Annotated in this window: 26 protein-coding genes; 10 read left to right on the plus strand and 16 right to left on the minus strand. The window is 62.9% G+C overall.

What is annotated here, in order from left to right; all coding sequences use genetic code 11:
• Positions 1-7: 7 nt before the first annotated feature.
• Positions 8-448 carry an acyl-CoA thioesterase gene (locus ABOC32_RS01950; RefSeq protein ID WP_426809969.1) on the minus strand — a complete coding sequence of 147 codons (441 nt, stop codon included), beginning with the start codon at positions 446-448 and terminating at the stop codon, positions 8-10.
• 125 nt (positions 449-573) lie between these two features.
• Here ABOC32_RS01950 and ABOC32_RS01955 point away from each other — a divergent pair, with 125 nt between their 5' ends.
• Complete coding sequence (locus ABOC32_RS01955; RefSeq protein ID WP_426809970.1) at positions 574-1,017, plus strand: hypothetical protein; 444 nt, start codon at positions 574-576, stop codon at positions 1,015-1,017.
• The gene (locus ABOC32_RS01960) at positions 1,017-1,289 is read left to right on the plus strand and encodes a type II toxin-antitoxin system RelE/ParE family toxin (protein ID WP_426809971.1); all 273 of its coding nucleotides are present in this window, start codon (positions 1,017-1,019) and stop codon (positions 1,287-1,289) included. Before ABOC32_RS01955 ends, ABOC32_RS01960 begins: the two co-directional genes overlap by 1 nt.
• 55 nt (positions 1,290-1,344) lie before the next feature.
• Here the strand turns inward: ABOC32_RS01960 and ABOC32_RS01965 are convergent, their stop codons facing one another.
• The gene (locus tag ABOC32_RS01965) at positions 1,345-2,886 is read right to left on the minus strand and encodes a phosphoenolpyruvate carboxykinase (RefSeq protein WP_426809972.1); all 1,542 of its coding nucleotides are present in this window, start codon (positions 2,884-2,886) and stop codon (positions 1,345-1,347) included.
• A 179-nt stretch (positions 2,887-3,065) separates the two neighbouring features.
• Positions 3,066-3,965, minus strand: coding sequence for an Hsp33 family molecular chaperone HslO (gene hslO / locus ABOC32_RS01970; RefSeq protein ID WP_086976052.1), 900 nt, complete (start codon positions 3,963-3,965; stop codon positions 3,066-3,068).
• A 121-nt stretch (positions 3,966-4,086) separates the two neighbouring features.
• Between hslO and ABOC32_RS01975 the strand changes: the two genes are divergently transcribed.
• Positions 4,087-4,881: a phosphatase PAP2 family protein gene (locus ABOC32_RS01975; protein ID WP_426809973.1), complete on the plus strand. Its 795-nt coding sequence runs from the start codon at positions 4,087-4,089 to the stop codon at positions 4,879-4,881.
• A gap of 130 nt (positions 4,882-5,011) precedes the next feature.
• Here ABOC32_RS01975 and ABOC32_RS01980 read toward each other — a convergent pair whose 3' ends face one another.
• Complete coding sequence (locus ABOC32_RS01980) at positions 5,012-5,413, minus strand: RNA-binding S4 domain-containing protein (protein WP_426809974.1); 402 nt, start codon at positions 5,411-5,413, stop codon at positions 5,012-5,014.
• 109 nt (positions 5,414-5,522) lie between these two features.
• Between ABOC32_RS01980 and ABOC32_RS01985 the strand changes: the two genes are divergently transcribed.
• Entirely contained in the window at positions 5,523-6,005 is a 483-nt protein-coding gene (locus ABOC32_RS01985) for an ATP-dependent zinc protease family protein (protein WP_016497556.1), read from the plus strand.
• Positions 6,002-6,907: a 30S ribosomal protein S6--L-glutamate ligase gene (rimK, locus tag ABOC32_RS01990; RefSeq protein ID WP_012316721.1), complete on the plus strand. Its 906-nt coding sequence runs from the start codon at positions 6,002-6,004 to the stop codon at positions 6,905-6,907. The genes ABOC32_RS01985 and rimK overlap by 4 nt, the downstream gene beginning before the upstream one ends.
• 114 nt (positions 6,908-7,021) lie before the next feature.
• On the opposite strand, the gene ABOC32_RS01995 is transcribed toward rimK, so the two are convergent.
• The 4 genes from ABOC32_RS01995 to ABOC32_RS02010 form a co-directional block, all read right to left on the minus strand.
• Positions 7,022-8,332: an MFS transporter gene (locus ABOC32_RS01995; protein WP_426809975.1), complete on the minus strand. Its 1,311-nt coding sequence runs from the start codon at positions 8,330-8,332 to the stop codon at positions 7,022-7,024.
• A 90-nt stretch (positions 8,333-8,422) separates the two neighbouring features.
• Positions 8,423-8,896 (minus strand): RidA family protein, encoded by a 474-nt coding sequence (locus ABOC32_RS02000; RefSeq protein ID WP_050491895.1) that lies wholly within the window; start codon positions 8,894-8,896, stop codon positions 8,423-8,425.
• Between the two features lies 1 nt (position 8,897).
• Positions 8,898-10,526, minus strand: coding sequence for a hydantoinase B/oxoprolinase family protein (locus ABOC32_RS02005; RefSeq protein WP_426809976.1), 1,629 nt, complete (start codon positions 10,524-10,526; stop codon positions 8,898-8,900).
• 10 nt (positions 10,527-10,536) lie between these two features.
• Positions 10,537-12,624 (minus strand): hydantoinase/oxoprolinase family protein, encoded by a 2,088-nt coding sequence (locus tag ABOC32_RS02010; RefSeq protein WP_426809977.1) that lies wholly within the window; start codon positions 12,622-12,624, stop codon positions 10,537-10,539.
• Positions 12,625-12,838: 214 nt separating this feature from the next.
• Here ABOC32_RS02010 and ABOC32_RS02015 point away from each other — a divergent pair, with 214 nt between their 5' ends.
• Positions 12,839-13,534, plus strand: a complete 696-nt coding sequence (locus ABOC32_RS02015; RefSeq protein ID WP_426809978.1) for a FadR/GntR family transcriptional regulator — start codon at positions 12,839-12,841, stop codon at positions 13,532-13,534.
• A 204-nt stretch (positions 13,535-13,738) separates the two neighbouring features.
• Here the strand turns inward: ABOC32_RS02015 and ABOC32_RS02020 are convergent, their stop codons facing one another.
• Positions 13,739-15,052, minus strand: a complete 1,314-nt coding sequence (locus tag ABOC32_RS02020) for an ATP-binding protein (protein WP_043200303.1) — start codon at positions 15,050-15,052, stop codon at positions 13,739-13,741.
• 13 nt (positions 15,053-15,065) lie between these two features.
• Positions 15,066-15,806 carry a two-component system response regulator OmpR gene (gene ompR / locus ABOC32_RS02025; RefSeq protein ID WP_016484407.1) on the minus strand — a complete coding sequence of 247 codons (741 nt, stop codon included), beginning with the start codon at positions 15,804-15,806 and terminating at the stop codon, positions 15,066-15,068.
• A gap of 217 nt (positions 15,807-16,023) precedes the next feature.
• On the opposite strand from ompR, the gene ABOC32_RS02030 reads away from it, so the two are divergent.
• From ABOC32_RS02030 to ABOC32_RS02045, 4 genes are all read left to right on the plus strand, one after another.
• Positions 16,024-18,348: a Tex family protein gene (locus ABOC32_RS02030; RefSeq protein WP_426809979.1), complete on the plus strand. Its 2,325-nt coding sequence runs from the start codon at positions 16,024-16,026 to the stop codon at positions 18,346-18,348.
• Entirely contained in the window at positions 18,348-18,731 is a 384-nt protein-coding gene (locus ABOC32_RS02035; RefSeq protein WP_426809980.1) for a PaaI family thioesterase, read from the plus strand. The genes ABOC32_RS02030 and ABOC32_RS02035 overlap by 1 nt, the downstream gene beginning before the upstream one ends.
• Before the next feature lie 285 nt (positions 18,732-19,016).
• A complete protein-coding gene (gshA, locus tag ABOC32_RS02040; protein ID WP_426809981.1) occupies positions 19,017-20,594 on the plus strand; it encodes a glutamate--cysteine ligase in 1,578 nt (525 codons plus the stop codon).
• Positions 20,594-21,226 carry a TetR/AcrR family transcriptional regulator gene (locus ABOC32_RS02045; RefSeq protein ID WP_426809982.1) on the plus strand — a complete coding sequence of 211 codons (633 nt, stop codon included), beginning with the start codon at positions 20,594-20,596 and terminating at the stop codon, positions 21,224-21,226. Before gshA ends, ABOC32_RS02045 begins: the two co-directional genes overlap by 1 nt.
• 134 nt (positions 21,227-21,360) lie before the next feature.
• On the opposite strand, the gene ABOC32_RS02050 is transcribed toward ABOC32_RS02045, so the two are convergent.
• The 6 genes from ABOC32_RS02050 to ssuE form a co-directional block, all read right to left on the minus strand.
• The gene (locus tag ABOC32_RS02050) at positions 21,361-21,576 is read right to left on the minus strand and encodes a TOBE domain-containing protein (RefSeq protein ID WP_008095172.1); all 216 of its coding nucleotides are present in this window, start codon (positions 21,574-21,576) and stop codon (positions 21,361-21,363) included.
• Positions 21,577-21,613: 37 nt separating this feature from the next.
• Complete coding sequence (gene ssuB / locus ABOC32_RS02055; RefSeq protein ID WP_019096900.1) at positions 21,614-22,426, minus strand: aliphatic sulfonates ABC transporter ATP-binding protein; 813 nt, start codon at positions 22,424-22,426, stop codon at positions 21,614-21,616.
• Positions 22,423-23,220, minus strand: coding sequence for an aliphatic sulfonate ABC transporter permease SsuC (gene ssuC / locus ABOC32_RS02060; RefSeq protein WP_043200298.1), 798 nt, complete (start codon positions 23,218-23,220; stop codon positions 22,423-22,425). Before ssuC ends, ssuB begins: the two co-directional genes overlap by 4 nt.
• 10 nt (positions 23,221-23,230) lie before the next feature.
• A complete protein-coding gene (gene ssuD, locus ABOC32_RS02065; protein ID WP_016484400.1) occupies positions 23,231-24,379 on the minus strand; it encodes an FMNH2-dependent alkanesulfonate monooxygenase in 1,149 nt (382 codons plus the stop codon).
• 60 nt (positions 24,380-24,439) lie between these two features.
• Positions 24,440-25,405, minus strand: coding sequence for a sulfonate ABC transporter substrate-binding protein (locus tag ABOC32_RS02070; protein ID WP_426809983.1), 966 nt, complete (start codon positions 25,403-25,405; stop codon positions 24,440-24,442).
• Positions 25,406-25,490: 85 nt separating this feature from the next.
• Positions 25,491-26,084, minus strand: a complete 594-nt coding sequence (ssuE, locus tag ABOC32_RS02075; protein ID WP_043200296.1) for an NADPH-dependent FMN reductase — start codon at positions 26,082-26,084, stop codon at positions 25,491-25,493.
• Positions 26,085-26,273 lie beyond the last annotated feature (189 nt).

Genomic DNA, 26,273 nt, shown 5'->3' on the forward strand with positions numbered 1-26,273 from the left:
GGCTTTTTTATGCCTGCTGCTGCAGTACAAGGCCAGACAGGACCACCTGCAGCGCCTCTGGCAGTGTCACAGGCCGGCCGCTGGCGCGCTCGATGAACACCTGCACCACCGCACCAGCCGCACACGCCTCCGGCTCGCCCGGGCGGAACAGCGCCAGGCGGTACTCCACCGTACTGCCCGCCAGGCGCGTCACCCCCAAACCCACTTCGAGCACGTCGGGGAAGCCCGGCAGCGCGTAGAAATCCGCAGCCGAACTGACCACGAATGCCGCCAGCTCGCCGTCACGCAGGTCCACCTCGGCCTGCTCGACGAGAAAGGCCTGGATAGCGGTTTCGAAAAAACCATGCACGGTAGCACCGGCGATATGGCCGTTGACGTCGTTGTCCGAAGGGCGGGTGAGGATGGGGTGGAAGTGGGAGAAGGCAGTGCGCTGAGGGGATTCGGTCATGAGTTATCCACAGTTGTTTGCAATCGATAAGGAAGCTTCCCACAACAAGTTCGGAAGGCCTATAGTCGCAATCAACTATAGATTGCATAGCATGGTCAGTCCCGATGAATCCGAGAAATACACCCATGCCAACTCATCATCTAGACCATGCCAACCTGAGCCGCATGGCGGAATCAGGTCGCATCAACGCTACGCACATCGTAGGTCAGCCTGGGGGCTGGGCGGTTCAGGTAGATATCAACCAGCAGGAGCATGTGCTCACCGCCCAGCGCAGCGGCAACGTCAGGCTTTTCAAGAAGCTTGAGACCCTGGTGGCTTACCTGCTGGATCTGGGAATCGACCATTTCCAGGTCGATGCATCCACTTTCGAGCCTGGGCAGATGAGTACTTATCAACGGCCTGACCGCGCCCAGGCGTTGAAGCGGGCCCATGAAGCAGCTGCCTACGAGGCTTGGTTTCACGAGCAGGTAACAGCGAGCCTGGAAGACACAGTGCCAGTGATGGACGATGAGGAGGCCGAACGACTGTTTGCTGCTCGTCGTGCCGCGCTGGCTACCAAGATACCTTGATGCGGCTGACGTGGCGCCAGATGGCGCTTAAAGACCGCATGCGCATCATGGACCATATCGCTCAGGAAAACCCTGCAGCGGCAATCGAGCTGGACGAAACCTTCGGGGACAAAGCCAGGCGCGCAGCACAGAATCCAGTTCTCTACAAAGTGGGTAGATACCCAGGAACCAGGGAAATCGTAGTCAGGCCCAATTATGTGATGATCTACCGCGTCGTAGATAACCGTGTCGATATCATCCGCATTCTGCACGCCCGACAGCAATGGCCTTGAACAGCAGATACAAAAAAGCCGCCCCTGGGGGCGGCTTTCTTGTTGCGGGCTCAGCTTACAGCTGTGGGCCAGCGGCCTTGATGGCGTCGGAAACTTCGAACTTCTTGAAGTTTTCGATGAACAGCTTGGCCAAGCCTTTGGCGGCCTCGTCGTAGGCAGCTTTGTCAGCCCAGTTGGTGCGTGGGTTGAGCAGCTCGGTTTCAACGCCCGGGACAACTTTTGGTACGTCCAGGTTGATGATGTCCAGGTGCTCGGTTTTGGCACCAACCAGTGCGCCGCTCTGGATCGCAGCGATCACCGCACGGGTGGTCGGGATGCTGAAGCGCTTGCCAACGCCGTAGCCACCGCCGGTCCAGCCGGTGTTGACCAGGTAGACCTTGGAGTTGAAGCCGTTGATACGCTTGATCAGCAGCTCGGCGTACTCGCCAGCCGGACGCGGGAAGAACGGTGCGCCAAAGCAGGTGGAGAAGGTCGACTTGATGCCGCCGCCCGAACCCATTTCGGTAGAACCGACCAGCGCGGTGTAACCGGACAGGAAGTGGTAGGCCGCCTGCTCGTTGTTCAGGATCGAAACCGGAGGCAGAACACCGGTCAGGTCGCAGGTCAGGAAGATGACCGCGTTAGGCTCGCCGCCCAGGTTCGCTTCGGAACGCTTGGCAACGTGCTCCAGCGGGTAGGCTGCGCGGCTGTTCTGGGTCAGGCTGACATCGGTGTAGTCGGCGTGCTTGTTGGCGTCGAGAACGACGTTTTCCAGCACTGCGCCGTGCTTGATGGCTTTCCAGATGACCGGCTCGTTCTTCTCGGACAGGTCGATGCACTTGGCGTAGCAGCCGCCTTCCATGTTGAAGACAACGCCTTCGCCCCAACCGTGCTCGTCGTCGCCGATCAGGTAACGGCTTTCGTCGGCCGACAGGGTGGTCTTGCCGGTGCCGGACAGGCCGAAGAACAGGGTTACGTCGCCTTCTTCGCCGATGTTGGCGGCGCAGTGCATTGGCAGTACGTCGGCAGCCGGCAGCAGGAAGTTCTGCACCGAGAACATGGCTTTCTTCATTTCGCCGGCGTAACGCATGCCAGCGATCAGCACTTTCTTGGCGGCGAAGTTGATGATCACGCAACCGTCGGAGTTGGTGCCGTCACGCTCAGGCTCGCACACGAAGTTGGCAACGTTGAGCACCTGCCACTGGTCGCGGCCAGCCGGGTTGAACTGCTCCGGGTTGATGAACAGGCAACGGCCGAACAGGTTCTGCCAGGCAGTCTGGGTGGTCATCTTCACCGGCAGGTAGTGCTCGGCGGCCGCACCTACGTGAACGTAGGAAACGAAGTGATCCTGGGCGTTGTTGAACGCCTCGACGCGGTCCCACAGGGCATCGAACTTGTCGGCCGGGAACTTGCGGTTGATCGGGCCCCAGGAAATGGCGTCCTGGGTGGAAGGTTCTTCGACGATGAAACGGTCAGCCGGCGAACGGCCAGTACGGTGACCAGTCTCTACGACCAGTGCGCCAGTATCGGCTAGTACGCCTTCACCGCGTTGCAGCGCTTCTTTTACCAGCTCATCGACGCTCAGGTCGGTGTACACGGTGTTGTTGGCTTGCGTCATGAGATACCCCATCCGGCCCGAGGCCGAGTGCTCCAAACGTTTTGTAGTTGTCTTGAAAAAACTACTACAGCGAAAAAAGTGGCCGGATTATGCCAGAAACGCCCAAAAAAAGTAGGCCCCTCCTGTCGTAACCGCGCTTTTGCGCAATTCGACAGGAGATTCCCCTGCAATTAAACGTTTCAGTGGCGAGTTTCTGACGCCGTGTCCGTACCGCCACCGGCAAACAGTTGCGCCACATCGCTGGCATCGAAGAAATAGCGCTCGTTGCAGAACTGGCAATCGATCTCCACCTGGCCGCCGCACTCTTGCACCAGTGCCTTGGCGTCATGCTCGCCCAGGCTCACCAGCGCATTGCCGGAGCGTTCGCGCGAGCAACTGCAATTGAAGCGCAGCGGCTGAATGTCGAACAGGCGCACGGCATCCTCGTGGTACAGGCGGTGCAGCAGGGTTTCGTTACCCTCGGCCCATTCTTCAGGCTTGAGGGTCTTGGCCAGGGCGATCACGTGCTGCCAGCTGTCTTCGCGCTCTTCGTCGTCAGGCTGGCGATCGCGCGGCAGTTGCTGCAGCAGCAGGCCACGGGCCTTGCCGTTTTCGGCGTTGAGCCAGAAGCGGGTATTGAGCTGTTGCGACTGGACGAAGTAGTTGGTGAAGCACTCCGACAGGTTGGCGCCGTCGAGGTCCACGGTACCCTGGTAGCGCTGGCCCTTGACCGGGTCGATGGTCAGGGTCAGGTGGCCGTCGGGCATCAACTGCGCCAGCGTGGCGTCAGCGCCGATCTGATCGGCCTCGTAGCGTGCCACGCCACGGATGTCGCGGTCGCCCGAGCATTCCACCATCAGCAGCGGGATCGGCCCTTCCGAGCGCGCCTGCAGAATCAGCAGGCCATCGAACTTCAGCGCCCCCACCAGCAAGGCGGTGGCAGCCATCAGTTCGCCGAGCAGCGCCTGCACCGGCTGTGGGTATTCATGACGCGCCAGCACCGCGGCGTAGCTGTCATCGAGAGACACCCACTCGCCGCGCACATCGCGCTCGTCGAAGATGAAACGTTGAGTGAAATCGGTATCAGGCAAATCGCTCATAGGTTTTGGCTATCTAAAAAATGATGACAAAATGGTTACAGCGGTTGTCGACAAACCTTCGAAAACCCGTGACAGAGCGCTCACAAGGCGCTCCGATTCCTGTTTGCAATAGAGGTATTTTATGGACAATCGACCACTGTTCCAAGCAAGGTGGTCCCTCGGGCCATTGGCAGCCTGCACGCTGCTTCCCATCGCTCTACTGTGTTTCTGGTTATGGCCCATTGGCCAGATCTTGTGCCTGACTTTCGACGAGTGGCTGTTCCACAGCCTGAATGCGCCGCTGGCCGACAACACCACATGGCGCTACATCTGGACCGTCGGCAGCCTACGCCCGTTCGACATCGTCGTCGGCCTGATCCTGCTGGCAGTGCTTATCCGTGGTGACTGGGTGTTCAAGGCAGCACAGGTTCGCCAGGCCTTTTTCGGCTTTCTGGTCACGCTACTCCTCTTAGTGGTGATTCGCGCGCTGTTTTCCAAGTGGGTGGACGCAGCGGGGTGGCAGCACAAGAGCCCGTCGATGATCTTTGACGACGTGGTGCACCTCAGCGACTACTACCCGAACCTGGAGGCGGCCTGGGAGCTCAAGGACCGGTCCAGCAAGAGTTTCCCGGGGGATCACGCCTCGGTGCTGCTGATCTGGGCGCTGTTCATGAGCGTGTTCAGCCGCCGCCTGGTGCAGTTCCTGGTGATCTGGGGGCTGGCGGTGCTGTTCATGCTGCCGCGCCTGGTGGCCGGTGCCCACTGGGGGCAGGATGACTACATAGGCGGGTTGCTGATGGCGGTGCTGGCGTTGGGCTGGAGCTACTACACGCCGCTGGCGGCCAAGGGTAGTGAGGCGTTGATGCGGTGGACTGCGCCGTTGTTCACGATTGTGGCCAAGCTACCGTTGGTCGGGCGCTTGGCGGTCGTCCGCTAGGCCCTCGGGGGCTGCTGCGCAGCCCTTTCGCGACACAAGGCCGCTCCCACAGGGAGCGCACCGCCCATAGGTCTTGCGCAGTACCTGTGGGAGCGGCCTTGTGTCGCGATGGGCCGCAGAGCGGCCCCGGCTATTCGAAGCTCCCATGCAGCTGGTGAATCTGCCGCCGCTGCTTCTTGTTTGGCCGGCCATCGGTGGTCACGCCCATGGCCCCGGCCTTGCGCATTTCGGCCGCCTGCTCACGGCGGCGCACGCTTTCTTCGGTTTCCTCGTACAGCGTCTGCGCTTCCGGCGCCCCACGCCGCACCGCCGACAACGCCTTCACCACCACGGTGCGTTCATCGAACCCGGTGCGCAGCAAAAACTCGTCGCCCACCCGTGGCTCCTTGCCCGGCTTGCAACGCTCGCCGCGGCAATGCACCTTGCCGCTCTCGATCGCCGCCTTGGCCAGCGCCCGTGTCTTGTAGAAACGCGCCGCCCACAGCCACTTGTCCAGGCGAACCTTGTCGTCGTCTTCGGCTTTTTGTGCCATCCCGTTACCTCGGATTCTGTCTTTCATTGAACTGTACTACCTTCACATACGGATGCAAAAAGTCCCCGCCATGCTTACAGTTCACCACCTTATCCGCAGGGTGCGCTTCGTGAAGACATTTGACCATTTGACTGTGATCGGCCTGCGTGAGTGGATAGCCCTGCCCGACCTTGGCGTGGCCGGGCTGCGCGCCAAGATCGACACCGGCGCCAGCACCTCGAGCCTGCACGCTACCGAGGTGGAACCGTTCGAACGCGACGGCCAGCCGTGGGTCCGTTTCACCGCGCACCTGGGCTCGGTGGTGCAGTTGCGTCACCGCCGCTGCGAGGCGCCACTGGTCACCATGAAAACCATCAAGAGCTCCAACGGCCACGCCCAGACCCGTTATGTCATCCGCACGTCACTGGCGCTGGGTGATGGTGTGTGGGAGGTGGAGTTCACCCTGGCCTGCCGCAAGAACATGCGCTACCGCCTGCTGCTCGGTTCCAAGGCCTTGATCCAGGGCCAGTTGGTGGTGAACCCCGGCTTGAAGTACGTCCAAGATAAACCGGCCTTTCCGGCCACCCTTTCCCCTGTCACAGGTGCTGCATGAAGATCGCTGTGCTGTCGCGCAATCCGCGTCTGTATTCCACCCGCCGCCTGGTCGAAGCCGGTACCCAGCGTGGCCACGAAATGGTGGTGATCGACACCCTGCGGGCCTATATGAACATTGCCAGCCACAAGCCGCAGATCCACTACCGCGGCAAACCGCTGGAAGGCTTCGATGCCGTGATCCCGCGCATCGGGGCCTCGGTAACGTTTTACGGCTGCGCCGTACTGCGCCAGTTCGAAATGATGGGCGTGTACCCGCTCAACGAGTCGGTGGCCATTGCCCGCTCGCGCGACAAACTGCGCTCGCTGCAATTGCTGTCGCGCCGCGGTATCGGCCTGCCCATCACCGGCTTCGCCCACTCACCCGACGACATCCCCGACCTGATCCAGATGGTCAATGGCGCCCCGCTGGTGATCAAGGTGCTGGAAGGTACCCAGGGCATTGGCGTGGTGCTGTGCGAAACCACCCAGGCGGCCGAGTCGGTGATCGAGGCGTTCATGGGCCTCAAGCAGAACATCATGGTTCAGGAGTACATCAAGGAGGCCGGCGGCGCCGACATTCGCTGCTTCGTGGTCGGAGACAAGGTGATTGCCTCGATGAAGCGCCAGGCCAAGCCGGGCGAGTTCCGCTCCAACCTGCACCGGGGGGGCGTCGCCAGCCTGATCAAGATCACCCCGGAAGAACGGATTACCGCGATTCGTGCGGCCAAGGTGATGGGGTTGAGCGTGGCGGGTGTGGATATTCTGCGGTCCAACCATGGGCCGTTGGTGATGGAGGTGAACTCGTCACCGGGGCTGGAGGGGATTGAAGTGACCACCGGCAAGAATGTGGCCGGGATGATCATCGAGCACCTGGAGAAGAATGGCGGGCCGAATCAGACCCGGACCAAGGGTAAGGGCTGATGTATGCCTGTGCCGGCCTCTTCGCGGGCAAGCCCACTCCTAAAGTGGGCTAAGCCGGGGGCCCGTAAAGCTGCCGCCAGGCTGCGAACCTGGCGGTGCGGTCTACCGGTCGACTCACCCAACCCCCGGCTCCTGAGCGAGCCCACCCATACCCTGATCCACTGGTGCCTCCTTCACGGACTTCTCAGGCCTGGCCATGAACATGATCACTGCCGCAGCTCCAAGGTCCAGCACCGACAAGGCGGCAAACAAAGGCCCGTAACCGATCTTGGTCACCAGCACACCCATGATTGCCGTGTACACCGCCGCACCGAGAAACCCGCACATGCCGATCAGCCCGGCTGCGGTCGCCACGTCGTTCTTGTCGAAGGAGTCCGAGGTCATCGAGTACAGCGCGCAAGACAACATCTGGTGGGCGAAGCCGCCCACGCACAGCAGCATGATCGCAGTGTAGGGGCTGCCCGCCAGCCCTACACAACCGGGTGCAATCATGCACAGGCAACCGGTGACCATCACCAGTTTGCGAGAGGTGAACAGCGAGACCTTGAAGTGGCGGTGGTAGAACGGTGACAGGTAGCCGCCGACCACGCTGCCCAAGTCTGCCGCCAGGAACGGCAGCCAGGCGAAAAGTGCGATCTGCTTTATGTCCATGCCGCGCTCGTGCATCAGGTACAGCGGGATCCAGGCATTGAACACCTGCCAGGCCGGGTCGGCCATGAAGCGGGCGATCGCCACCGCGTAGAAGTTGCGCCGTTTGAGCACCTTGCGCCATTGCGCCTTTTGTTTGGGCTGGTCACGAAACTTTGCTTCCTGACCCGCGTAGATGTATTCGCGCTCCTCGGGATGTATTTGCGGGTGCTCACCCGGTGGATGATAGAGCCAATACCAAAGGCCGCCCCAGATCAGACCGAACACACCGGTGAGGATGAACGCCAGTTGCCAGCCGCTGCTCAGGATTGCCCACACCACCAGCGGCGGCGCCAGCAATGCGCCCAGTGCGGAGCCGATGTTGAACCAGCCCAACGCCACCGAGCGCTCCTTGGCCGGGAACCACTCGGCAGTGGTCTTGATGCCGGCTGGATAACCGGCGGCCTCGGTCATGCCCAGCAGCCCGCGAAAAAAAGCCAAGCTTTGCCAACCGGTTGCAAACGCGGCTAGTGCACAGGACACCGACCAGGCAATGGCGAACAGGGCGAAGCCCAGCTTGATGCCGATCGCGTCGATAATGTAACCGGCCACCGGTTGCATCAGCGCATAGCCAACAGTCCAGGCGACGACCACCCAGGAATACTCCTCGGTGGTCATGTTCATCTCGGTCATCATGGTCGGCGCGGCAACCGAGAGGGTATTGCGGGCCAGGTAGTTGATGATCAAGCCAATGATCATCAAGCCCACCACCCACCAACGTAAGCTTTTTATCTTCATGAACGACACGCTCTTGTTTTTATTGCTGTGTGAAGGTGCGCAGGGGCCTGCGCACCTTGTTACGGCTGAAGACGGGCTTGGATGTGGGGGTCAGGCCATTTCGAAAATGGCGTCTACCTCCACCGCGAAGCCCCTGGGTAAGGAGCTCACACCAATCGTGGTACGCGCATGCTGGCCACATTCGCCGAACACCTGCACCAGCAGCTCGGAGGCGGCGTCGATCACCGCGCCAGATTCGGTGAAGTCATCCACCGCATTGACGTAACCGCGCAGCTGCACACAGCCCTTCACCCGGTCGATATCACCCCCCACTGCGTGTGCCACATGGGCCAGCACATTCAAGGTGCACAGCTTTGCGGCCTCGCGGGCCTGGCTGACATTCAGCTGCACACCTACCTTGCCGATGAACACCGCCTCGCCATCACGCTTGGAGCCCTGCCCCGAGACGAACAGCAGGTTGCCCACGCGGCGCGCGGCGACAAAGGGGTTGTTGCCTGGCACCAACAGCGGTAATTGCAGATCAAGCTGCGCGAGCCGCGCAGTAAATGAGGAACTCGCCAACATGTCAGTTCACCTCGCGGGTATATTCAAATGCAAGGTCCTGCGCCCGCGCCTCGGCTGAACGCTCGGCGACCGGCCCATAACCGCCACCACCCGGCAATTCCAGCACCAGGCGTTTGCCACCCGGTACGTACTGGCGGCCCTTGGTTGCCAGGCGAGTGCCGTCGTCCAGCCGCACTACGCCCGGCGCGCCATCTTCACCACCTTCGCGGCCACGCGCCGGGTGGGCGACACGGTCGAACATGGCGTTAAACCAGATCTCGTAGCCGTCCTTGGGCGCAATCTCGACCACCTGCCCCAGCCCGCCACGGTACTTGCCGGCGCCGCCAGAACCTTCGCGCAGCTCCTTGCGCCAGAACACCACCGGCCCCACTTGCTCGGTCGCCTCGATCGACATGGATTGCACGCCGCTGGGGAATGCCGTGGCACTGGGCCCGTCCAGGCCGGGCCGGGCGCCCATGCCGCCGCTGTTGAACAGCAGCACTTCGGCGCCTTCCGCGCCTTCGCCAGGCTGCACCGGACGCACACTCACATGCAGGTTCCACAAGGCACCCGCACCTTCGGCAGGTATCTGCCCAGGCAGCAGCTGATGGATGGCCCCAAGCACTGCGTCAGGTACCAGGTGCCCGAGCACATGGCGCACTGACACCGGCGCAGGTCGCTGTGCATTGAGGATGCAATCGGTCGGCGCTACCACCTTGAACGGCTTGAGCGAGGCATGGTTGTTGGGGATGTCCGGGGCAATCGCGCACTTGATGCCGTAGCAGGCATAAGCTGTGGAGTAGATCAGCGGACAGTTGATGCCTTTTTTGCTCGGCGCGGAGGTACCGGCGAAATCCACGGTAATCTGGTCAGTAGCGACGGTCAGCGCAACGGCGATATCGATCGGCGAATCGTAGCCGTCCACGCGCATCAGGTTCTGGTACACGCCGCGGGGCAAGGCACTGATTCGTTCCAGGGTGGCGGCGTGGCTGCGCTCGAAGACGAACTGCGACAGATGCTCCAGGTCGGCCAGACCGAATTCACCCATCATGTCCATCAGGCGCCGATGGCCGATTTCATTACAGGCGGCCAGCGAGTAAATATCGCCGACCACCTGGCGGCTTTCGCGCACGTTGTTGCGGATAAGGTGCACCAGGTCGCGGTTGACGGTGCCGCGCTCGGCAAACTTCATGATCGGGATGAAGATGCCCTCTTCGTACACCTCATTGGCATCCGGGCCGAAGCCGCGGCCGCCGACATCCACCACATGGGCGGTACAGGCGAAGAATCCGACCAGCTTGCCCGCGCGGAAGCTGGGCGATACCACGGTGAAGTCATGCAGGTGACCGGTACCTTTCCAGGGGTCATTGGTGATGTACACATCACCTTCAAAAAGGTTGTCGCGGCCAATGTCGCGAATGAAGTGGCCTACCGCCTCGGCCATCGCATTGACGTGCCCGGGGGTACCGGTCACGGCCTGAGCGATCATTTCACCGGCCTGGTTGAACACTCCAGCGGACAGATCGCCGGACTCGCGCACGCTGGTGCTGAATGCCGTGCGAATCAGCGTGAGCGCTTGTTCTTCAACCACCGAGATCAGGCGGTTCCACATGATCTGCATGCGCACATCAGTCAGGGTTTGTTGGCTCATGGTGTTCTCCTCAGGCCTTGACGGCGCGCAGCAGCAGGCAACCGTCGCCTTGCATGATGGCTTCACGGCTGGCGGTAACGATGGTGGTGGTTTCGCGTTCGGTGATCACAGCCGGGCCGGCTACCCAGTCGCCTGCGCGCATGTGCTCACGGTCGACTACCGCGGCGGTCTGGAAGCCTTCAAGGCGGGCGTCGAACAATCGCCGCTTGCCGCTGACCCGAGCGGGCGCGCCTTTATCGGTCAGCGGCCGCCGTTGCGGCTTGGCGACAGGCGAACTTGCGCGCAGTGACCAACTGACGATTTCGATATCCAGGCCGTCGATGGTGCGGCCGAAAAAGGCCTCGTATTCCCGGTCGTAACCTGCCTTCAGGGCTTGCCCGTCTGCCTTGCCCAGTTGCTCTATCGGTACATTGACCGGCAATTCCCAGCCCTGCCCGACATAGCGCATGAAGGCGGTGCACTCAAGCTCGGGCTCGGCGCTGCCGGCCCCCATGCGCACAAAGCTGGTGGCTTCTTCGATCAGCTCGTAGACCAGTTGGTTGGCCTTGGCAGCATCGAAGCTGCTCAGGCGCATGTAGGCACTGCGCACGCTTTCAAAGCCGAACGGTGCGCGTAGAAAGCCGATGGCCGAGCCAACCCCGGCCCCCGGCGGTACCAGCAGATCGGCAACGGCAAGCTTTTCACACAAGCGCGAAGCGTGCAGTGGCGCCGCACCGCCAAAGGCGATCATGGTGAATTCGCTCAACTCCTTGCCGTTTTCTACGGCGTGCATGCGCGCCGCGTTGCTCATGTTTTCGTCGACCACCTCGCTCAAGCCAAAGGCCGCGGTCGCCTGGTCCACCTGTAGGGGGGCACACAGGGCCGTTTCCACCGCAACGGCGCTGGCATTGCTATGCAGGGTAATCGAGCCACCGGCAAAGGCTTCTGGGTCCAGGCGGCCCAGCAGCAGGTCGGCATCGGTCACGGTCGGTTTCTCGCCGCCCCGGCCGTAGCACGCCGGACCAGGCTCGGAGCCGGCGCTGTGCGGGCCTACGCGAATCTGGCGCATGGCATCCACGCTGGCAATCGACCCACCACCGGCGCCAATCTCGACCATCTCGATTACCGGGATCGAAATCGGCATGCCACTGCCCTTCTTGAAACGCCAGGTACGAGCCACTTCAAAGGTGCGCGAGGTTTTCGGCACTTGCTGCTCGATCATGCAGATTTTTGCCGTGGTGCCGCCCATGTCGTACGACAGCACATGGTCCAGCCCATAACGGGCGGCTACATCGGCCGCGAAAATCGCGCCACCGGCCGGCCCCGATTCCAGCAGCCGTACCGGGAAGTCGATGGCGCTCTGCACACTGATAATGCCGCCCCCCGAATGCATCATGTAAACCGGGCAGGCAACGCCCTCTTCTCCCAGGCGCTGCACCAGGCGGTTGAGGTACGAGGCAATCAACGGCTTCACATAGGCGTTGGCGCACACCGTATTGAAGCGCTGGTATTCGCGCATCTGTGGCGATACTTCGGACGATATCGAGACCTGCAGCTGAGGCGCGATCGACTGCAGGCAATCGCGCACGGCTCGTTCATGGTCGCCATTGATATAGCTGTGCATGAAACCCACCGCGACACTTTCGTAGCCGGCGTCCACCACGCGCTGGCACAGCGCACGGGTTTGCGCCACGTCCAGTGGCTTGGCCACGCTGCCATCGGCCATTACCCGTTCGGCCAGCACGAAGCGGTCGTTACGCGGTACCAGCGCGGTGGGTAGCACGATGTTCAGGTCGTACTGCTCGAAACGGCTCTCGGTGCGCATCTCGATAACATCGCGAAAACCTTCGGTGGTGATCAGCGCAGTGCGCGCGCCCCGCCGTTCAATCAGTGCGTTGGTCGCCAGCGTCGTGCCGTGAATCAGTGTGTCGATGGCCGAAAGGTCGACTTCTGCCTGCTCGCACACCTGCTTTAGCCCATCGATGATGGCCTGTTCGGGGTTGCTGTAGTTGGTCAGTACCTTGGTCGAGTACAGCCGCTCCCCGACTTCCATGGCGACGTCGGTGAAGGTGCCGCCAATGTCGACACCGGCGCGAGTGGATTTTCCGTCTCTTGTCATTATTTGGCTCCGGGAAAAGCAAATGCTGGGTGAGGCGCCTCGATATCGATCGAAGCGGTGCGAGAGTTATTGCAGAGATACAATTACCTGTCAAACACCATGGATGGTGATACTATCACTACCCGATCACCATCCGATTGCCCGGCAGTGAGCGATACACCTACACTCGTCGGGCGCAGAGCCATGACGCCTGGAGAGCTTTTTGAATACCCTGATGACGCAAACCACAGAATGGATTCGCAACAAGATCGACAAGGAAGGCCTGAAGGCCGGCGACAAGCTACCGACGCTGAACCAGCTGGCCAGCGAGTTGGGAGTGAGCCGCACCGTGGTGCGCGATGCGGTCATCGCGCTGGCGGCCGATGGCGTGCTGGAGTCACGCCATGGTGTGGGAGTGTTCGTGCTGGGCGAGCGGACGGCTCCGGCGGATGTGGCGCTGCTGGATGCCATGCTGGCACCACTCGCCAGCATCAAGGCAACCTTCATGGACCTGCTCGAGTTGCGTATGGCCCTGGAAGTGCATGCCTGCGGGCTTGCCGCCGCCCGCCGCAGTTGGGCCCAGGAAACCACCATCTGGGACGCTGCCACTGCGTTCGAGCAGGCGGCAGGCGACGATGCCCGCCTGGACCTGTGCGATGCAGCGTTCCACCAGGCAATCGCCGAGGCCACCAACAACGCCGCGTTCATCGAGGCGTTCAAGGTGTTGTGCGTAAAAATCACCCCGCGCCCTGCGTTTTCCCGGGAAGTGGACCCCGCACTGATAACACCGCAGTACGTGGAGCAATCGGTAACCGAACACCGCGCAATTTGTGAAGCCATCAGCGCCGGCGACGCCGAACGCGCCCAGCAGGCCATGCGCGCACACCTGGCGCGCGGGCACAGGCGCTATCGGGGAGGGGCCGCGGGCTAGGACGAAACCACAACGTATCCTACCCTGGGGCAGAGCATGCTCGCTCTGCCGCGAAGTGGCAGCAAATCAGGCGCCGCGTTTTTCCAGGCAGAATGCAATAGCCGGTTTACGACGGCTACGCCGTCGATCGCACGCAAGCAGCACTCCTACAGGCATACCGCACCCATGTAGGAGAGTGCTTGCCCACGAATAGGCCAGTGAAGCTCACACAGCATTACGCGGCAACAACAACCCCAACGGCAACCGCACCCGCGCCTCGATCCCGCCGCCGGACCGGTTACGCAGCTCCACATTCCCGCCATGCTGGGCCGCGATCCGCTTGACGATCGCCAGCCCCAGCCCGGTGCCCTTGCCGCCCCGTGCACGGTCCCCACGAATGAACGGGTTGAAGATGGTCTCCAGCTCCGACTCGTCGATCCCGGTGCCACGGTCCAGCACGCTCAGCACCACGTACGGCGCACTCTCGTCACCCGACACATAGGCAGCCACTTCCACGCCCTTGCCGGCATGGTGCAGGGCGTTGCCGATCAGGTTGCCCAGCATGCGCTTGAGCGAAACGCGGCGCAGCGGGAACGGCGGGATGGGCTCCAGGCACAGGCGCACCCGTTCTTTCGGCTGGTTGTACGGCGCCACCACTTCACGCACCAGGTCAGCCAGGTCGACCTCTTCCACCGGCTCGTCACGGCCATCGCGGATGAAGGCCAGGAACTGATCGAGGATCGCATCCATGTCCTCGATATCGCGAACCATGTCGTCACTCAAGTCGCTGTCGCTGTTCAGCAAGGACAACGACAGGCGCAGACGCGTCAACGGTGTTCGCAGGTCGTGGGAAACCCCGGCCAGCATCAGCTCGCGCTCGCGCCCGGCCTGCTCGACATCTTCGGCCATCTGGTTGAAGGCCTTGTACACCTCGGTCATCTCGCTGGGCGTATCGCTGATCGGCAGGCGCACGCTGCGCCCCTGGCCCAGCTGACGAGCAGCGAACACCAAGCGCTTGAGCGGCTGGTTCAACTGGCGCACGAAGATCCACGCCGACGCGGTGGACAACAGGCCGATGGCCAGGAACCAACCCAGCACGTTCCAGATTTTCTGCCCACGCAGCGGGTGCGGGTACAGCGGCACTTTCAGCCAGCCGGGGCCCAGGCTTGGCGCATTGACCCACAACGCCGGTGGCGCATGAATGCGCAGCCGCACCTCGGTGTCTTCGCCCAGCTCCGCCTGCATCTGCCGTTGGTAGATTTCGCTGTAGGGCCAGTGCTGCTCACCCTCGGGCACACCCGAGCCGGTCACGCGGATAAGGCCCGCCGCCTCGGCAATCTTGTCGCGGTTTTCTTCGTCGGCAGCCCAATAGGCGCGCAAGGTCAGCGCCACACCGTGGCTGTACTGACGGTCGACCAGCACGTCCTCGTTCATCAGCAGGTAGACCAGGGTCAAGGCCTTGCTGAACAGGACGACGATCAACACCAGCCACAGGGTGCGGGCGAAGAAACTCTGCGGAAACCAGAGCGGCGTTTTCATGGACGACGCGGCATCATTTACCTGCGTTTCCGTCTGGCACGAACACGTAGCCCACGCCCCAGACGGTCTGGATGTAACGCGGCTTGGACGGGTCCGGCTCGATCATGCGGCGCAGGCGCGAGATCTGCACGTCGATGGAGCGTTCCAGTGCATCCCACTCACGGCCACGGGCCAGGTTCATCAGCTTGTCGCGGGTCAGCGGCTCGCGGGCGTGCATCACCAGGGCCTTGAGCACGGCGAACTCGCCGGTGGTGAGCATGTGCACTTCATCGCCACGCTTGAGTTCGCGGGTTGCCAGCGACAGCTCGTAGTCGCCGAAGGTGACCGATTCGTCCTCACTGCCCGGTGCGCCCGGCACGGCAGGCGCCTGACGGCGCAGCACAGCCTTGACGCGGGCCATCAGCTCGTCCGGGTTGAACGGCTTGCCCAGGTAGTCGTCAGCGCCCAGTTCCAGGCCCTTGATACGGCTCAGCTCGTCGCCCTTGGCGGTGAGCATGATGATCGGGATCTGGTTGTTCTGCTGGCGCAGGCGCTTGCACGCGGACAGGCCATCCTCGCCCGGCAGCATCAGGTCGAGCACCACCAGGTTGAACACTTCGCGCTGCAGCAGGCGGTCCATCTGCTCGGTGTTGGGCACCGCACGGGCACGGTAGCCCTTGCTGGTGAAGAAACGTTCCAGCAGGCTGCTAAGCCCCGGATCGTCGTCGACGATGAGAATCTTGTCACCTTCTGCGGTGTTTGCGGTGCCGGTCATGAATAACTCCTCTGATATCGCCGCGCATTATGGCGTAGCCATTGCTGCACGTTGCGTGAGCATTGTTAGCAGATTTTTCCCCCGGCGCCAGTTCCAGCTGGCTGGGCGTCATCACCGCAAGCCGTTTGCGATGGGTATAATGCCCGGCTTTCATCCAGCGCCGCCGGGCGAAAAGCCCACAGGCGACCCCCGTATTTACAAATGTCAGGTGGTTTACATGGACAGCATCAACAGCCGTATCGCCGAGGAACTGGGCGTACGCCCCCAGCAGGTCGAGGCGGCCGTGGGCCTGTTGGACGAAGGCTCGACCGTGCCCTTCATCGCCCGTTACCGCAAGGAAGTGACCGGTAGCCTGGACGACACCCAGCTGCGCCATCTGGAAGAGCGCCTGCGCTACCTGCGCGAACTCGACGACCGTCGCGCCAGCATCCTGGCCAGCATCGAGGAGCAGGGCAAGCTGACCCCGGAACTGGCCCGCGAAATCAAGCTGGCCGACACCAAGACCCGCCTCGAAGACCTGTACCTGCCGTACAAGCAGAAGCGCCGCACCAAGGGCCAGATCGCCCTGGAAGCCGGCCTGGGCGAACTGGCCGACGGCCTGTTCAACGACCCGACCCTGGCCCCGGAAAGCGAAGCCGCCCGCTTCGTCGACGCCGAAAAAGGCGTAGCCGACGTCAAGGCCGCGCTGGAAGGCGCCAAATACATCCTCATGGAGCGCTTCGCCGAAGACGCCGCCCTGCTCGACAAACTGCGCAGCTTCCTCAAGCAGGAATCGGTGCTCAGCGCCCGTGTGGTGACCGGCAAGGAAGAAGAAGGCGCCAAGTTCCGCGACTACTTCGCCCACGACGAGCTGCTGCGCAATGCCCCGTCGCACCGTGCCCTGGCGATCTTCCGCGGGCGCAACGAAGGCGTGCTGAGCGCTTCGCTGAAAGTGGGCGAAGAACTGCCTGGCACCCTGCACCCGTGCGAAGTGATGATCGGCAACCACGTCGGCGTTGAAAACCGCGGTCGCCCGGCCGACAAATGGCTGGGCGAGGTGGTGCGCTGGACCTGGAAGGTCAAGCTGTACACCCACCTGGAAACCGACCTGTTCGGCGAACTGCGCGACAACGCCGAAGGCGAGGCGATCAACGTGTTCGCCCACAACCTGCACGACCTGCTGCTGGCCGCCCCGGCCGGCCCGCGCGCCACCCTGGGCTTCGACCCGGGCCTGCGCACCGGTTGCAAGATCGCCGTGGTCGACGCCACCGGCAAGCTGTTGGACTACACCACGGTGTACCCGCACGCGCCGAAGAATGACTGGGACCGCACCATTTCCATCATGGCCGCACTGTGCGCCAAGCACTCGGTAGAGCTGATCGCCATCGGCAACGGCACCGCCAGCCGCGAAAGCGACAAGCTGGTGGCCGAACTGGTCAAAAAATACCCAGCACTGAAAATCACCAAGATCATGGTCTCTGAAGCCGGTGCGTCGGTGTATTCGGCATCGGAACTGGCCGCCCGTGAATTCCCGGACCTGGACGTGTCGATCCGTGGTGCCGTGTCGATTGCCCGCCGCCTGCAGGACCCGCTGGCCGAGCTGGTGAAGATCGACCCGAAATCCATCGGTGTCGGCCAGTACCAGCACGACGTGTCCCAGCTGAAACTGGCGCGTGGCCTGGACGCCGTGGTCGAGGACTGCGTGAACGCCGTGGGCGTGGACGTCAACACTGCCTCGGTGGCGCTGCTGACCCGTATCTCTGGCCTCAACGCCACGCTGGCACAGAACATCGTCGCCCACCGCGATGCCAACGGCCCGTTCGCCACCCGTGCAGCGCTGAAAAAGGTCAGCCGCCTGGGTGAAAAAACCTTCGAGCAGGCCGCCGGCTTCCTGCGTGTGATGAACGGCGACAACCCGCTGGACGCCTCTGCAGTGCACCCTGAGGCCTACCCGCTGGTACAGCGCATCGCCGCGGGCACCGACCGCGACATTCGCTCGCTGATCGGCGACAGCAGCTTCCTCAAGCGCCTGGACCCGAAGCAGTTCACCGACGAGTCCTTCGGCCTGCCGACCGTCACCGACATCCTGCAAGAGCTGGACAAGCCTGGCCGTGACCCACGCCCCGAGTTCAAGACCGCCACCTTCCAGGACGGCGTCGAAGACCTCAAGGACCTGGAGCCCGGCATGATCCTGGAAGGCGTGGTGACCAACGTCACCAACTTCGGTGCCTTCGTCGACATCGGCGTGCACCAGGACGGCCTGGTGCACATCTCGGCACTGTCGGAGAAGTTCATCAAAGACCCGCGTGAAGCGGTCAAGGCTGGCGACGTGGTGAAGGTCAAGGTCATGGAAGTGGACATCCCGCGCAAGCGCGTCGGCCTGTCCATGCGCATGAGCGACACCCCGGGCGAGAAGGTCGAAGGCAACCGCGGCGGCAACCGTGGCAATGGCGGCAACCGTCAGCAGCAGGCCCCACGCCCGCGTGAAACGGCCACTGCCGCACCGGCCAACAACGCCATGGCCTCGCTGTTCGCCAACGCCAAGCAGTTGAAGAAGAAGTGATGGAGGTACCCCGCGAGTACGTCGAAAGCGCCTTCAGCCAATTGCTGGGCTGCCACCTGCAACGCCTGGACACAGGTGTTGCCGAGGTGGCCCTGGCCCTCGAGCCGCACTTGCGCAACCGTGGCCAGAAGCTGCACGGCGGGGCGATCTTCAGCCTGGTGGACATCGCCATGGGCCTGGCCTGCTCGGCCAGCCATGGCTTTGACCAGCAAAGCGTCACCATCGAGTGCAAGATCAACTACATGCGCGCCGTCAGCGACGGCGAAGTGCTGTGTACCGCGCGTGTTCTGCACGCCGGGCGGCGTACCCTGGTGGTCGACGCCGACGTAGTCCAAGGCGACAAGCTGGTGGCGAAAGCGCAAGGAACCTTCGCGGTTCTCTAGCTCACCAAGCCGTATCTGCGGTATTTTTGGCAAAAGCCGGGGCCGCTTCGCAGCCCATCGCCGGCAAGCCAGGCTCCCACAGGTATCCCACAGGCCTGAATATTGTGGTGCACTTGTGGGAGCCTGGCTTGCCGGCGATGGGGCGCGAAGCGGCCCTGTAGTCGGTGCTGCGCAATGCCGGAACCGCGTAAACCAGGCGACAACGCCAGTTCCTTTTCCAACTACCCTTGTAGACCGTCTTTCCTACCCCCATATTGGGGCGACTGACGCGTGAAGGAATACATCTTGAGCGAACTCCTCATCCGCCGCCTGAGCCTGCTCGGCGCCAATCTCCCCCTGCTCAAGCAGTGCCTGCACGGTATTGAGCGCGAATGCCTGCGTGTGACCGACGAAGGTCGCCTGGCCCAGACCCCGCACCCGGAAGCTCTGGGGTCGGCGCTGACCAACGAGCAGATCACCACTGATTATTCCGAGTCGCTGCTGGAGTTCATCACCCCAGCCCTGCCCGACCCGGCCAAAGTGCTCGAAAGCCTCGAACAGACCCACCGTTTCGTCTACAGCAAGCTGGGCGACGAATACCTGTGGAGCCCGTCGATGCCGTGCACCCTGCCGGCCGAGGAGGACATCCCGATCGCCGAGTACGGCAGCTCGAACATCGGCAAGCTCAAGCACGTCTACCGCAAGGGCCTGGCCCTGCGCTACGGCCGCACCATGCAGTGCATCGCCGGTATCCATTACAACTTCTCGCTGCCCGAAGCCCTGTGGCCGCTGCTGCGCGAAGCCGAAGGCAGCACGCAAGACAACCGCGACTACCAGTCGTCGGCCTACATTGCGCTGATCCGCAACTTCCGCCGCTACAGCTGGCTGCTGATGTACCTGTTCGGCGCGTCGCCAGCGCTGGACAAAGGCTTTTTGCGTGGCCGCCCGCACCAGCTCGAAGAGCTGGATGCCGAAACCCTGTTCCTGCCCTACGCCACCAGCCTGCGCATGAGCGACCTGGGCTACCAGAGCAACGCCCAGGCCGGCCTGACGCCGTGCTACAACAACCTGGCCAGCTACACCGACAGCCTGCGCAAGGCCGTGGGCACGCCCTACCCGCCTTACGTCGAGGTCGGTACGCACGTGGACGGCGAGTGGGTGCAGCTGAACACCAACATCCTGCAGATCGAGAACGAGTACTACTCGAACATCCGCCCCAAGCGCGTCACCTACACCGGCGAGCGACCGATCCAGGCCCTGACCTCGCGCGGCGTGCAGTATGTGGAAGTGCGTTGCCTGGACATCAACCCGTTCCTGCCGGTGGGCATCGACCTGCCCGAGGCGCGCTTCCTCGATGCGTTCCTGCTGTTCTGCGCACTGGAAGACAGCCCGCAGCTGGACAACGGCGAATGCGGCCAGTGCACCGACAACTTCCTGACCGTGGTCAAGGAAGGCCGTCGCCCGGGCCTGGAGCTGCATCGTGATGGCCAGCCAATCACCCTGAAGGACTGGGCCAGCGAGCTGATCGAGCGTATCCGGCCACTGGCCGACCTGCTCGACCAGGCGCAAGGCGGCGACGCCCACGGCAAAGCCCTGGATGCCCAGCAGGCCAAGGTCGATGATGCCGCGCTCACCCCGTCGGCCCAGGTGCTGGCACGCATGACCGAGCACGACGAAACCTTCATCCAGTTCTCCCTGCGCCAAAGCCGGGTCCACGCCGAGACATTCCGCGAACAGCCCCTGAGTAACGAACAGCAACAGGCGTTCGAAACACTGGCCCGCGAATCGCTGACCAAGCAGTCCGAGCTGGAACAGGAAGAGGTCGGTGACTTCGACCTGTTCGTCGGCGCCTACCAGGCCAGCATCCTGGCGATCAGCAACTGATGAGCCGCGCCGTCGCCTCGCGCAAGCCGCGCGCCAGCAGCCAGGCCAGGATCGAGGCGATCCTGGCGGCTGCGCGTGAGCTGCTGGCCGAACAAGGGGTGGCGGCACTGTCCATCTACAGCGTGGCCGAGCGGGCGCAGATTCCACCGTCGTCGGTGTATCACTTCTTCGCCAGCGTGCCGGCCTTGCTGGAAGCGCTGACGGCCGATGTGCACCGGGCGTTTCGCGAAGCCCTGAGCGCACCGTTCGACAGCAGCGCGTTCGGCACCTGGCACCAACTGTCACGGCTGATCGAGCAGCGCATGCTGGATATCTACAACGAAGATGCTGCGGCGCGGCAGCTGATTCTGGCCCAGCATGGCCTTAGCGAAGTGGTGCAGGCCGATCGGCAGCACGACATGGAACTGGGCGACTTGATGCACAAGTTGTTCGACCAGCATTTTCACCTGCCGGTGATGCCGCTGGATGTGGATGTGTTCGCCCTGGCCATGGAGCTGAGCGACCGGGTGTATGCACGGTCGGTGCAGCTGCACGAAGCGATCACCCCACGCATGGCCGAAGAAGGCAAGCGGGTGTTCGAGGCATATCTGGGGTTGTACCTGCCGCCGTTTCTGGCCAAGCGTTCAAGCTGAAATTATTGGGGCCGCCCTTCGCGGGTAAACCCGCTCCCACAGGGTCCGCGTGAGTTCTTGACCCTACGCAGCACCTGTGGGAGCGGGTTTACCCGCGAAGGGCTGCGAAGCAGCCCCGATATCGAGCAGCAGCATCACAGCTTGGCGATAGACACTTCAGTCGACTTCACGAAGGCAATCACTTCGCTGCCCACTTGCAGCTCCAGCTCTTTTACCGAGCGGGTGGTGATGACCGAAGTCACGATACCCGAGGCAGTCTGCACGTCGATTTCCGACAGCACCGGGCCTTCGAGGATTTCTTTCACGGTGCCTTTGAACTGGTTGCGGACGTTGATGGCTTTGATAGTCATGATGTAATTCCTTCTCTATGGGTTCAGTCGGGGTCGATCAGTGCGCCCAACGCAGTTGCGTGGGCAGAGGGGCTACAGGGTCCGGCTCGGGCGCAGTGCCCGGGGCAGACAGAACACGGTTGAGCACTTCGCTTTCCAGCGCGGCCAGGCGGTGCGAACCACGCGCCCTGGGCCGTGCCAGGTCGACCGTGAGGTCGAGCCCGACTTCGCCGTCCTCGATCAGGATCACCCGGTCAGCCACGGCAACCGCCTCGCTGACATCGTGGGTAACCAGCAGCACGGTGAAGCCGTGCTGACGCCACAGGCGTTCGATCAGTTGCTGCATTTCGATTCGGGTCAATGCATCCAGCGCACCCAGCGGCTCATCCAGCAGCAGCAGGCGTGGCTGGTGAATCAAGGCGCGAGCCAAGGCCACGCGCTGCTTCTGGCCACCCGAGAGGGCTGCCGGCCATTCATTGGCGCGGTCGGCCAGGCCCACCGCCTCCAGCGCTTCCAGCGCTCGTGGGCGCCAGTCACCCGACAGGCCCAGGCCAACGTTGTCGATCACCTTCTTCCACGGCAGCAGGCGTGCGTCCTGGAACATCAGGCGGGTTTCTTCACGGGCCTCTTCCAGCGGCGCAGCACCGGCCAGCAGCTGCCCGGCAGTAGGCTGATCGAGCCCGGCCAGCAGCCGCAGCAAGGTGCTTTTGCCGCAGCCGCTGCGGCCAACGATGGCAACGAACTGGCCGGCCGGAATGTGCAGGTCGATACCCTTCAACACTTCGCGCTGGCCAAAGGTCTTGCGCAGGCCATTGGAGGCCAGCGGGATGCCACGCAGCAGGCGTGGCGGCTGTTCCTTGAGCACAGTCATGCACCCTCCTTCTTGGCCACTTGATAGGCCGGGTGCCAGCGCAGCCACACACGTTCCAGGCCGCGGGCGGCGAGGTCGGCGAGTTTGCCAAGCACGGCGTACAGGACGATGGCCAGTACCACCACGTCGGTCTGCAGGAACTCACGGGCGTTCATCGCCAGGTAACCGATGCCGGCATTCGCCGAAATGGTCTCGGCCACGATCAGGGTCAGCCACATGAAGCCCAGTGCGAAACGCACGCCCACCAGGATCGATGGCAGCGCGCCCGGCAGGATCACCTGGCGGAACAGGCTGAAGCCGGACAAGCCGTAGCTGCGCGCCATTTCTACCAGCGCCGGGTCGACGTTGCGGATGCCGTGGTAGGTGTTCAGGTAGATCGGGAACAGCGTGCCCAGCGCGACCAGGAAGATCTTTGCTGACTCGTCGATACCGAACCACAGGATTACCAGCGGGATCAGCGCCAGGTGCGGCACGTTGCGGATCATCTGCACCGAACTGTCGAGCAGGCGTTCGCCCCAGTTCGACAGGCCGGTGATGAAGCCCAGTACCAGGCCGATGCTGCCGCCGATGACGAAGCCCAGCCCGGCACGCCAGCCACTGATGGCCAGGTGGGTCCAGATATCGCCACTGCGCACCAGCTCGACACCGGCGCTGACCACTGCGCTAGGTGCCGGCAGGATGCGCGTCGACAGCCAGCCAGCGCTGACCGCCAGCTGCCAGACTGCCAGCAGCAGCACTGGCAGCGCCCACGGCGCCAGGCGCTGGGTCAGGGTGGAGGAAGTTGCACGACTCATGGCCCGGCCCTCAGCTCTGCGACACGGACTTGGGCAGGATGTCGTTGGCCACCATCTCGCCGAACGGGCTCACATAGCCACCGGTTTTCGGTTGCTCCGGGCGCTGTACATCAAGGTGCGGGAACAGCAGCTCGGCAACGCGGTAGGACTCTTCCAGGTGTGGATAACCCGAGAAGATGAAGGTATCGATCCCCAGGTCGGCATACTCCTTCACCCGCGCCGCGACAGTCGGGCCGTCGCCTACCAATGCGGTACCGGCGCCACCACGTACCAGGCCAACGCCTGCCCACAGGTTGGGGCTGACTTCCAGGTTGTCGCGGTTGCCGCCGTGCAGGGCAGCCATGCGCTGCTGGCCCACCGAGTCGAAGCGCGCCAGCGAGGCCTGGGCACGGGCAATGGTGTCATCGTCCAGGTGCGAGATCAGGCGGTCGGCAGCGGCCCAGGCTTCTTCGTTGGTTTCCCGCACAATCACGTGCAGGCGGATGCCGAAGCGTACTTCACGGCCTTGAGCGGCTGCTTTTTCGCGCACCTGGGCGATTTTCTCGGCAACGGCTGACGGCGGCTCGCCCCAGGTCAGGTACAACTCGACCTGTTCGGCGGCCAGGTCCTGAGCGGCCTCGGACGAACCGCCGAAGTACAGCGGCGGGCGTGGTTGCTGAATCGGCGGGTAGAGCAGCTTGGCGCCCTTCACCTGGATGTGCTTGCCGTCGTAATCGACGTTTTCGCCTTCCAGCACCTTGCGCCAGATACGGGTGAACTCGACCGAGGCTTCGTAGCGCTCCTGGTGGTTCAGGTGCAGGCCGTCACCGGCCAGTTCGTCCGGGTCGCCACCGGTTACCAGGTTGAACAGCGCACGGCCATTGGACAGGCGGTCCAGGGTTGCCGCCTGGCGTGCTGCCACGGTCGGCGAAATGATGCCCGGGCGCAGGGCAACCAGGAATTTCAGGTGCTGAGTCACAGGGATCAGCGACGCGGCCACCAGCCAGGAATCCTCGCAGGAACGGCCGGTAGGGATGAGTACCCCACCAAAGCCCAGACGGTCGGCGGCCTGCGCGATCTGCTGCAGGTAACCGTGATCGACCGCACGCGCGCCGTCGGAAGTGCCCAGGTACTTGCCGTCACCGTGGGTAGGGAGGAACCAGAAAATGTTAAGGCTCATTGGAGTTGTCTCCTCAAGGGTGGCTCAAGCCGGAGCGGCGCCCCGGCACAGGCGAATCAATCAAGGCGCGCTAGCGACCTTGGCCGGGGGTGTCCAGATCACGTCCTTGATGCTCAGCGGCTTGGGTATCAGCTTGAGCGCCTGGAAGGTGTCGGCGATTTTCTGTTGTGCGGCCACTACCTCGGGGGTGAGCGGTGCTGCACCGTAGCCTTGGCGCTTGACCGAGGTCAGGGTGATGTCGGCAGGCAGGCCGAGCAGCGGTGCGACCTGGTCGGTCACCTCCTGCGGGTTGGCCTGGGACCACTGGCCCACGGCGCGCACTTCTTCGATCAGGGTGTTGATCACCGCCGGGTGATGGGTCGCGTAGTTGCGGGTGGCCAGATAGAACTGGTGGTTGTCGACCAGGCCCTTGCCATCACGCAGGGTCCGCGCCTGCAGCTGCTGCTCGGCGGCAGCCTGGTACGGGTCCCAGATCACCCAGGCATCGACGCTGCCACGCTCGAAAGCGGCGCGGGCATCGGCCGGGGGCAGGTACACCGGCTGGATATCGCTGTACTTGAGGCCGGCGTCTTCCAGGGCGCGGACCAGCAGGTAGTGCACGTTGGAGCCTTTGTTGAGGGCGACTTTCTTGCCCTTGAGCTCCTTGACCGACTGGATCGACGACCCCTTCGGCACCAGGATCGCCTCGCTGTGCGGCGCTGGCGGCTCGTAGGCCACGTAGAGCAGATCGGCGCCGGCGGCCTGGGCGAATACCGGCGGGGTTTCGCCGGTAACACCAAAGTCGATGGAGCCGACGTTCAGCCCTTCAAGCAGTTGCGGGCCACCGGGGAATTCGGTCCACTGCACCTGCACGCCCTGCTCGGCCAGGCGCTTCTCCAGCGTGCCCTTGGCCTTGAGCAGCACCAGGGTGCCGTATTTCTGGTAACCGATACGCAGGCTTTCGGCCTGGGCTTGGGTAATGGCGCCGAAGGACACAGCCGCCGCAAACAGGGCGACCAGACCGCGACGCAAGAAGACTGTGCGCATGGCGCTCTCCTGTGCGAATGAGGTTCGGGTTGCACCTGCTTGCCTCGTTGTCGGGCGAGTAAGGTGGTGAAGCGGGTTGTGCCGGTCAGATGCTCCAGCGAGCACTGATCAGGCGTTCATTCAGTACGCCCGGGGCCACAGGGCGTGGCCGACGGGCCAAGGCAACGTGGAAGGTTTCCAGCGAGTCCAGCAGGCGTTCTTCCAGTGCCGGTACCAACTGCGCGGGCTTCGTGCCGTCTGCGTAAGCCACCTGGCTGTCGTCGGCGAAGATCCCTTGCAGGGTCTCTTGTGCCTTGAGTGCCGACAGCACGGGTTTCAATGCGTAATCCACCGCCAGCATGTGGGCGATGCTGCCGCCGGTGGCAATTGGCAACACGATCTTGTGGGCCAGGGCGCGTTCGGGCAGCAGGTCCAGCAGTGTTTTCAGTGCACCGGCAAACGACGCCTTGTACACCGGGGTGGAAACGATCAGGCCATCGGCCTGGGCTACCAGCTGTTGGAAGTGTTGCACATGCGGGCTGTCGAAGCGGGCATGCAGCAGGTCTTCGGCGGGGAAGTCACGTACCTGGAACGTCACCACTTCAACGCCCCGGCCCTGCAGCCACTGGCGCGAACGCTCAAGCAGCACGCCGGAGCGTGAACGAGGACTTGGGCTACCACCGATTGAGACGACCAGCATTGCAGCGCTTCCTTGTGTTCTGTTGAGGGAGACATTAACAGCTGCTACATATATCTAGAAATCATATTTTTTCATTTGTTTATTCCATTTTTATCTTTTGCCTGTGGCGGCCTCTTCGCGGGTGAACCCGCTCCCACAGAAACTGCGCAAAGCTTGAAACCTGGGCTCTCCCTGTGGGAGCGGGTTTAC

Source organism: Pseudomonas sp. WOUb67, from assembly GCF_050058005.1.
In the GTDB taxonomy this organism is placed as follows: domain Bacteria; phylum Pseudomonadota; class Gammaproteobacteria; order Pseudomonadales; family Pseudomonadaceae; genus Aquipseudomonas; species Aquipseudomonas putida_R.

What these genes read in the sequence shown, in the direction of transcription:
- ABOC32_RS01950 (WP_426809969.1), bottom strand. Translation starts at nt 448, where the DNA reads ATGACCGAATCCCCTCAGCGCACTGCCTTCTCCCACTTCCACCCCATC.
- ABOC32_RS01955 (WP_426809970.1), top strand. Translation starts at nt 574, where the DNA reads ATGCCAACTCATCATCTAGACCATGCCAACCTGAGCCGCATGGCGGAA.
- ABOC32_RS01960 (WP_426809971.1), top strand. Translation starts at nt 1,017, where the DNA reads ATGCGGCTGACGTGGCGCCAGATGGCGCTTAAAGACCGCATGCGCATC.
- ABOC32_RS01965 (WP_426809972.1), bottom strand. Translation starts at nt 2,886, where the DNA reads ATGACGCAAGCCAACAACACCGTGTACACCGACCTGAGCGTCGATGAG.
- hslO (WP_086976052.1), bottom strand. Translation starts at nt 3,965, where the DNA reads ATGAGCGATTTGCCTGATACCGATTTCACTCAACGTTTCATCTTCGAC.
- ABOC32_RS01975 (WP_426809973.1), top strand. Translation starts at nt 4,087, where the DNA reads ATGGACAATCGACCACTGTTCCAAGCAAGGTGGTCCCTCGGGCCATTG.
- ABOC32_RS01980 (WP_426809974.1), bottom strand. Translation starts at nt 5,413, where the DNA reads ATGGCACAAAAAGCCGAAGACGACGACAAGGTTCGCCTGGACAAGTGG.
- rimK (WP_012316721.1), top strand. Translation starts at nt 6,002, where the DNA reads ATGAAGATCGCTGTGCTGTCGCGCAATCCGCGTCTGTATTCCACCCGC.
- ABOC32_RS01995 (WP_426809975.1), bottom strand. Translation starts at nt 8,332, where the DNA reads ATGAAGATAAAAAGCTTACGTTGGTGGGTGGTGGGCTTGATGATCATT.
- ABOC32_RS02000 (WP_050491895.1), bottom strand. Translation starts at nt 8,896, where the DNA reads ATGTTGGCGAGTTCCTCATTTACTGCGCGGCTCGCGCAGCTTGATCTG.
- ABOC32_RS02005 (WP_426809976.1), bottom strand. Translation starts at nt 10,526, where the DNA reads ATGAGCCAACAAACCCTGACTGATGTGCGCATGCAGATCATGTGGAAC.
- ABOC32_RS02010 (WP_426809977.1), bottom strand. Translation starts at nt 12,624, where the DNA reads ATGACAAGAGACGGAAAATCCACTCGCGCCGGTGTCGACATTGGCGGC.
- ABOC32_RS02015 (WP_426809978.1), top strand. Translation starts at nt 12,839, where the DNA reads ATGACGCAAACCACAGAATGGATTCGCAACAAGATCGACAAGGAAGGC.
- ABOC32_RS02020 (WP_043200303.1), bottom strand. Translation starts at nt 15,052, where the DNA reads ATGAAAACGCCGCTCTGGTTTCCGCAGAGTTTCTTCGCCCGCACCCTG.
- ompR (WP_016484407.1), bottom strand. Translation starts at nt 15,806, where the DNA reads ATGACCGGCACCGCAAACACCGCAGAAGGTGACAAGATTCTCATCGTC.
- ABOC32_RS02030 (WP_426809979.1), top strand. Translation starts at nt 16,024, where the DNA reads ATGGACAGCATCAACAGCCGTATCGCCGAGGAACTGGGCGTACGCCCC.
- ABOC32_RS02035 (WP_426809980.1), top strand. Translation starts at nt 18,348, where the DNA reads ATGGAGGTACCCCGCGAGTACGTCGAAAGCGCCTTCAGCCAATTGCTG.
- ABOC32_RS02045 (WP_426809982.1), top strand. Translation starts at nt 20,594, where the DNA reads ATGAGCCGCGCCGTCGCCTCGCGCAAGCCGCGCGCCAGCAGCCAGGCC.
- ABOC32_RS02050 (WP_008095172.1), bottom strand. Translation starts at nt 21,576, where the DNA reads ATGACTATCAAAGCCATCAACGTCCGCAACCAGTTCAAAGGCACCGTG.
- ssuB (WP_019096900.1), bottom strand. Translation starts at nt 22,426, where the DNA reads ATGACTGTGCTCAAGGAACAGCCGCCACGCCTGCTGCGTGGCATCCCG.
- ssuC (WP_043200298.1), bottom strand. Translation starts at nt 23,220, where the DNA reads ATGAGTCGTGCAACTTCCTCCACCCTGACCCAGCGCCTGGCGCCGTGG.
- ssuD (WP_016484400.1), bottom strand. Translation starts at nt 24,379, where the DNA reads ATGAGCCTTAACATTTTCTGGTTCCTCCCTACCCACGGTGACGGCAAG.
- ABOC32_RS02070 (WP_426809983.1), bottom strand. Translation starts at nt 25,405, where the DNA reads ATGCGCACAGTCTTCTTGCGTCGCGGTCTGGTCGCCCTGTTTGCGGCG.
- ssuE (WP_043200296.1), bottom strand. Translation starts at nt 26,084, where the DNA reads ATGCTGGTCGTCTCAATCGGTGGTAGCCCAAGTCCTCGTTCACGCTCC.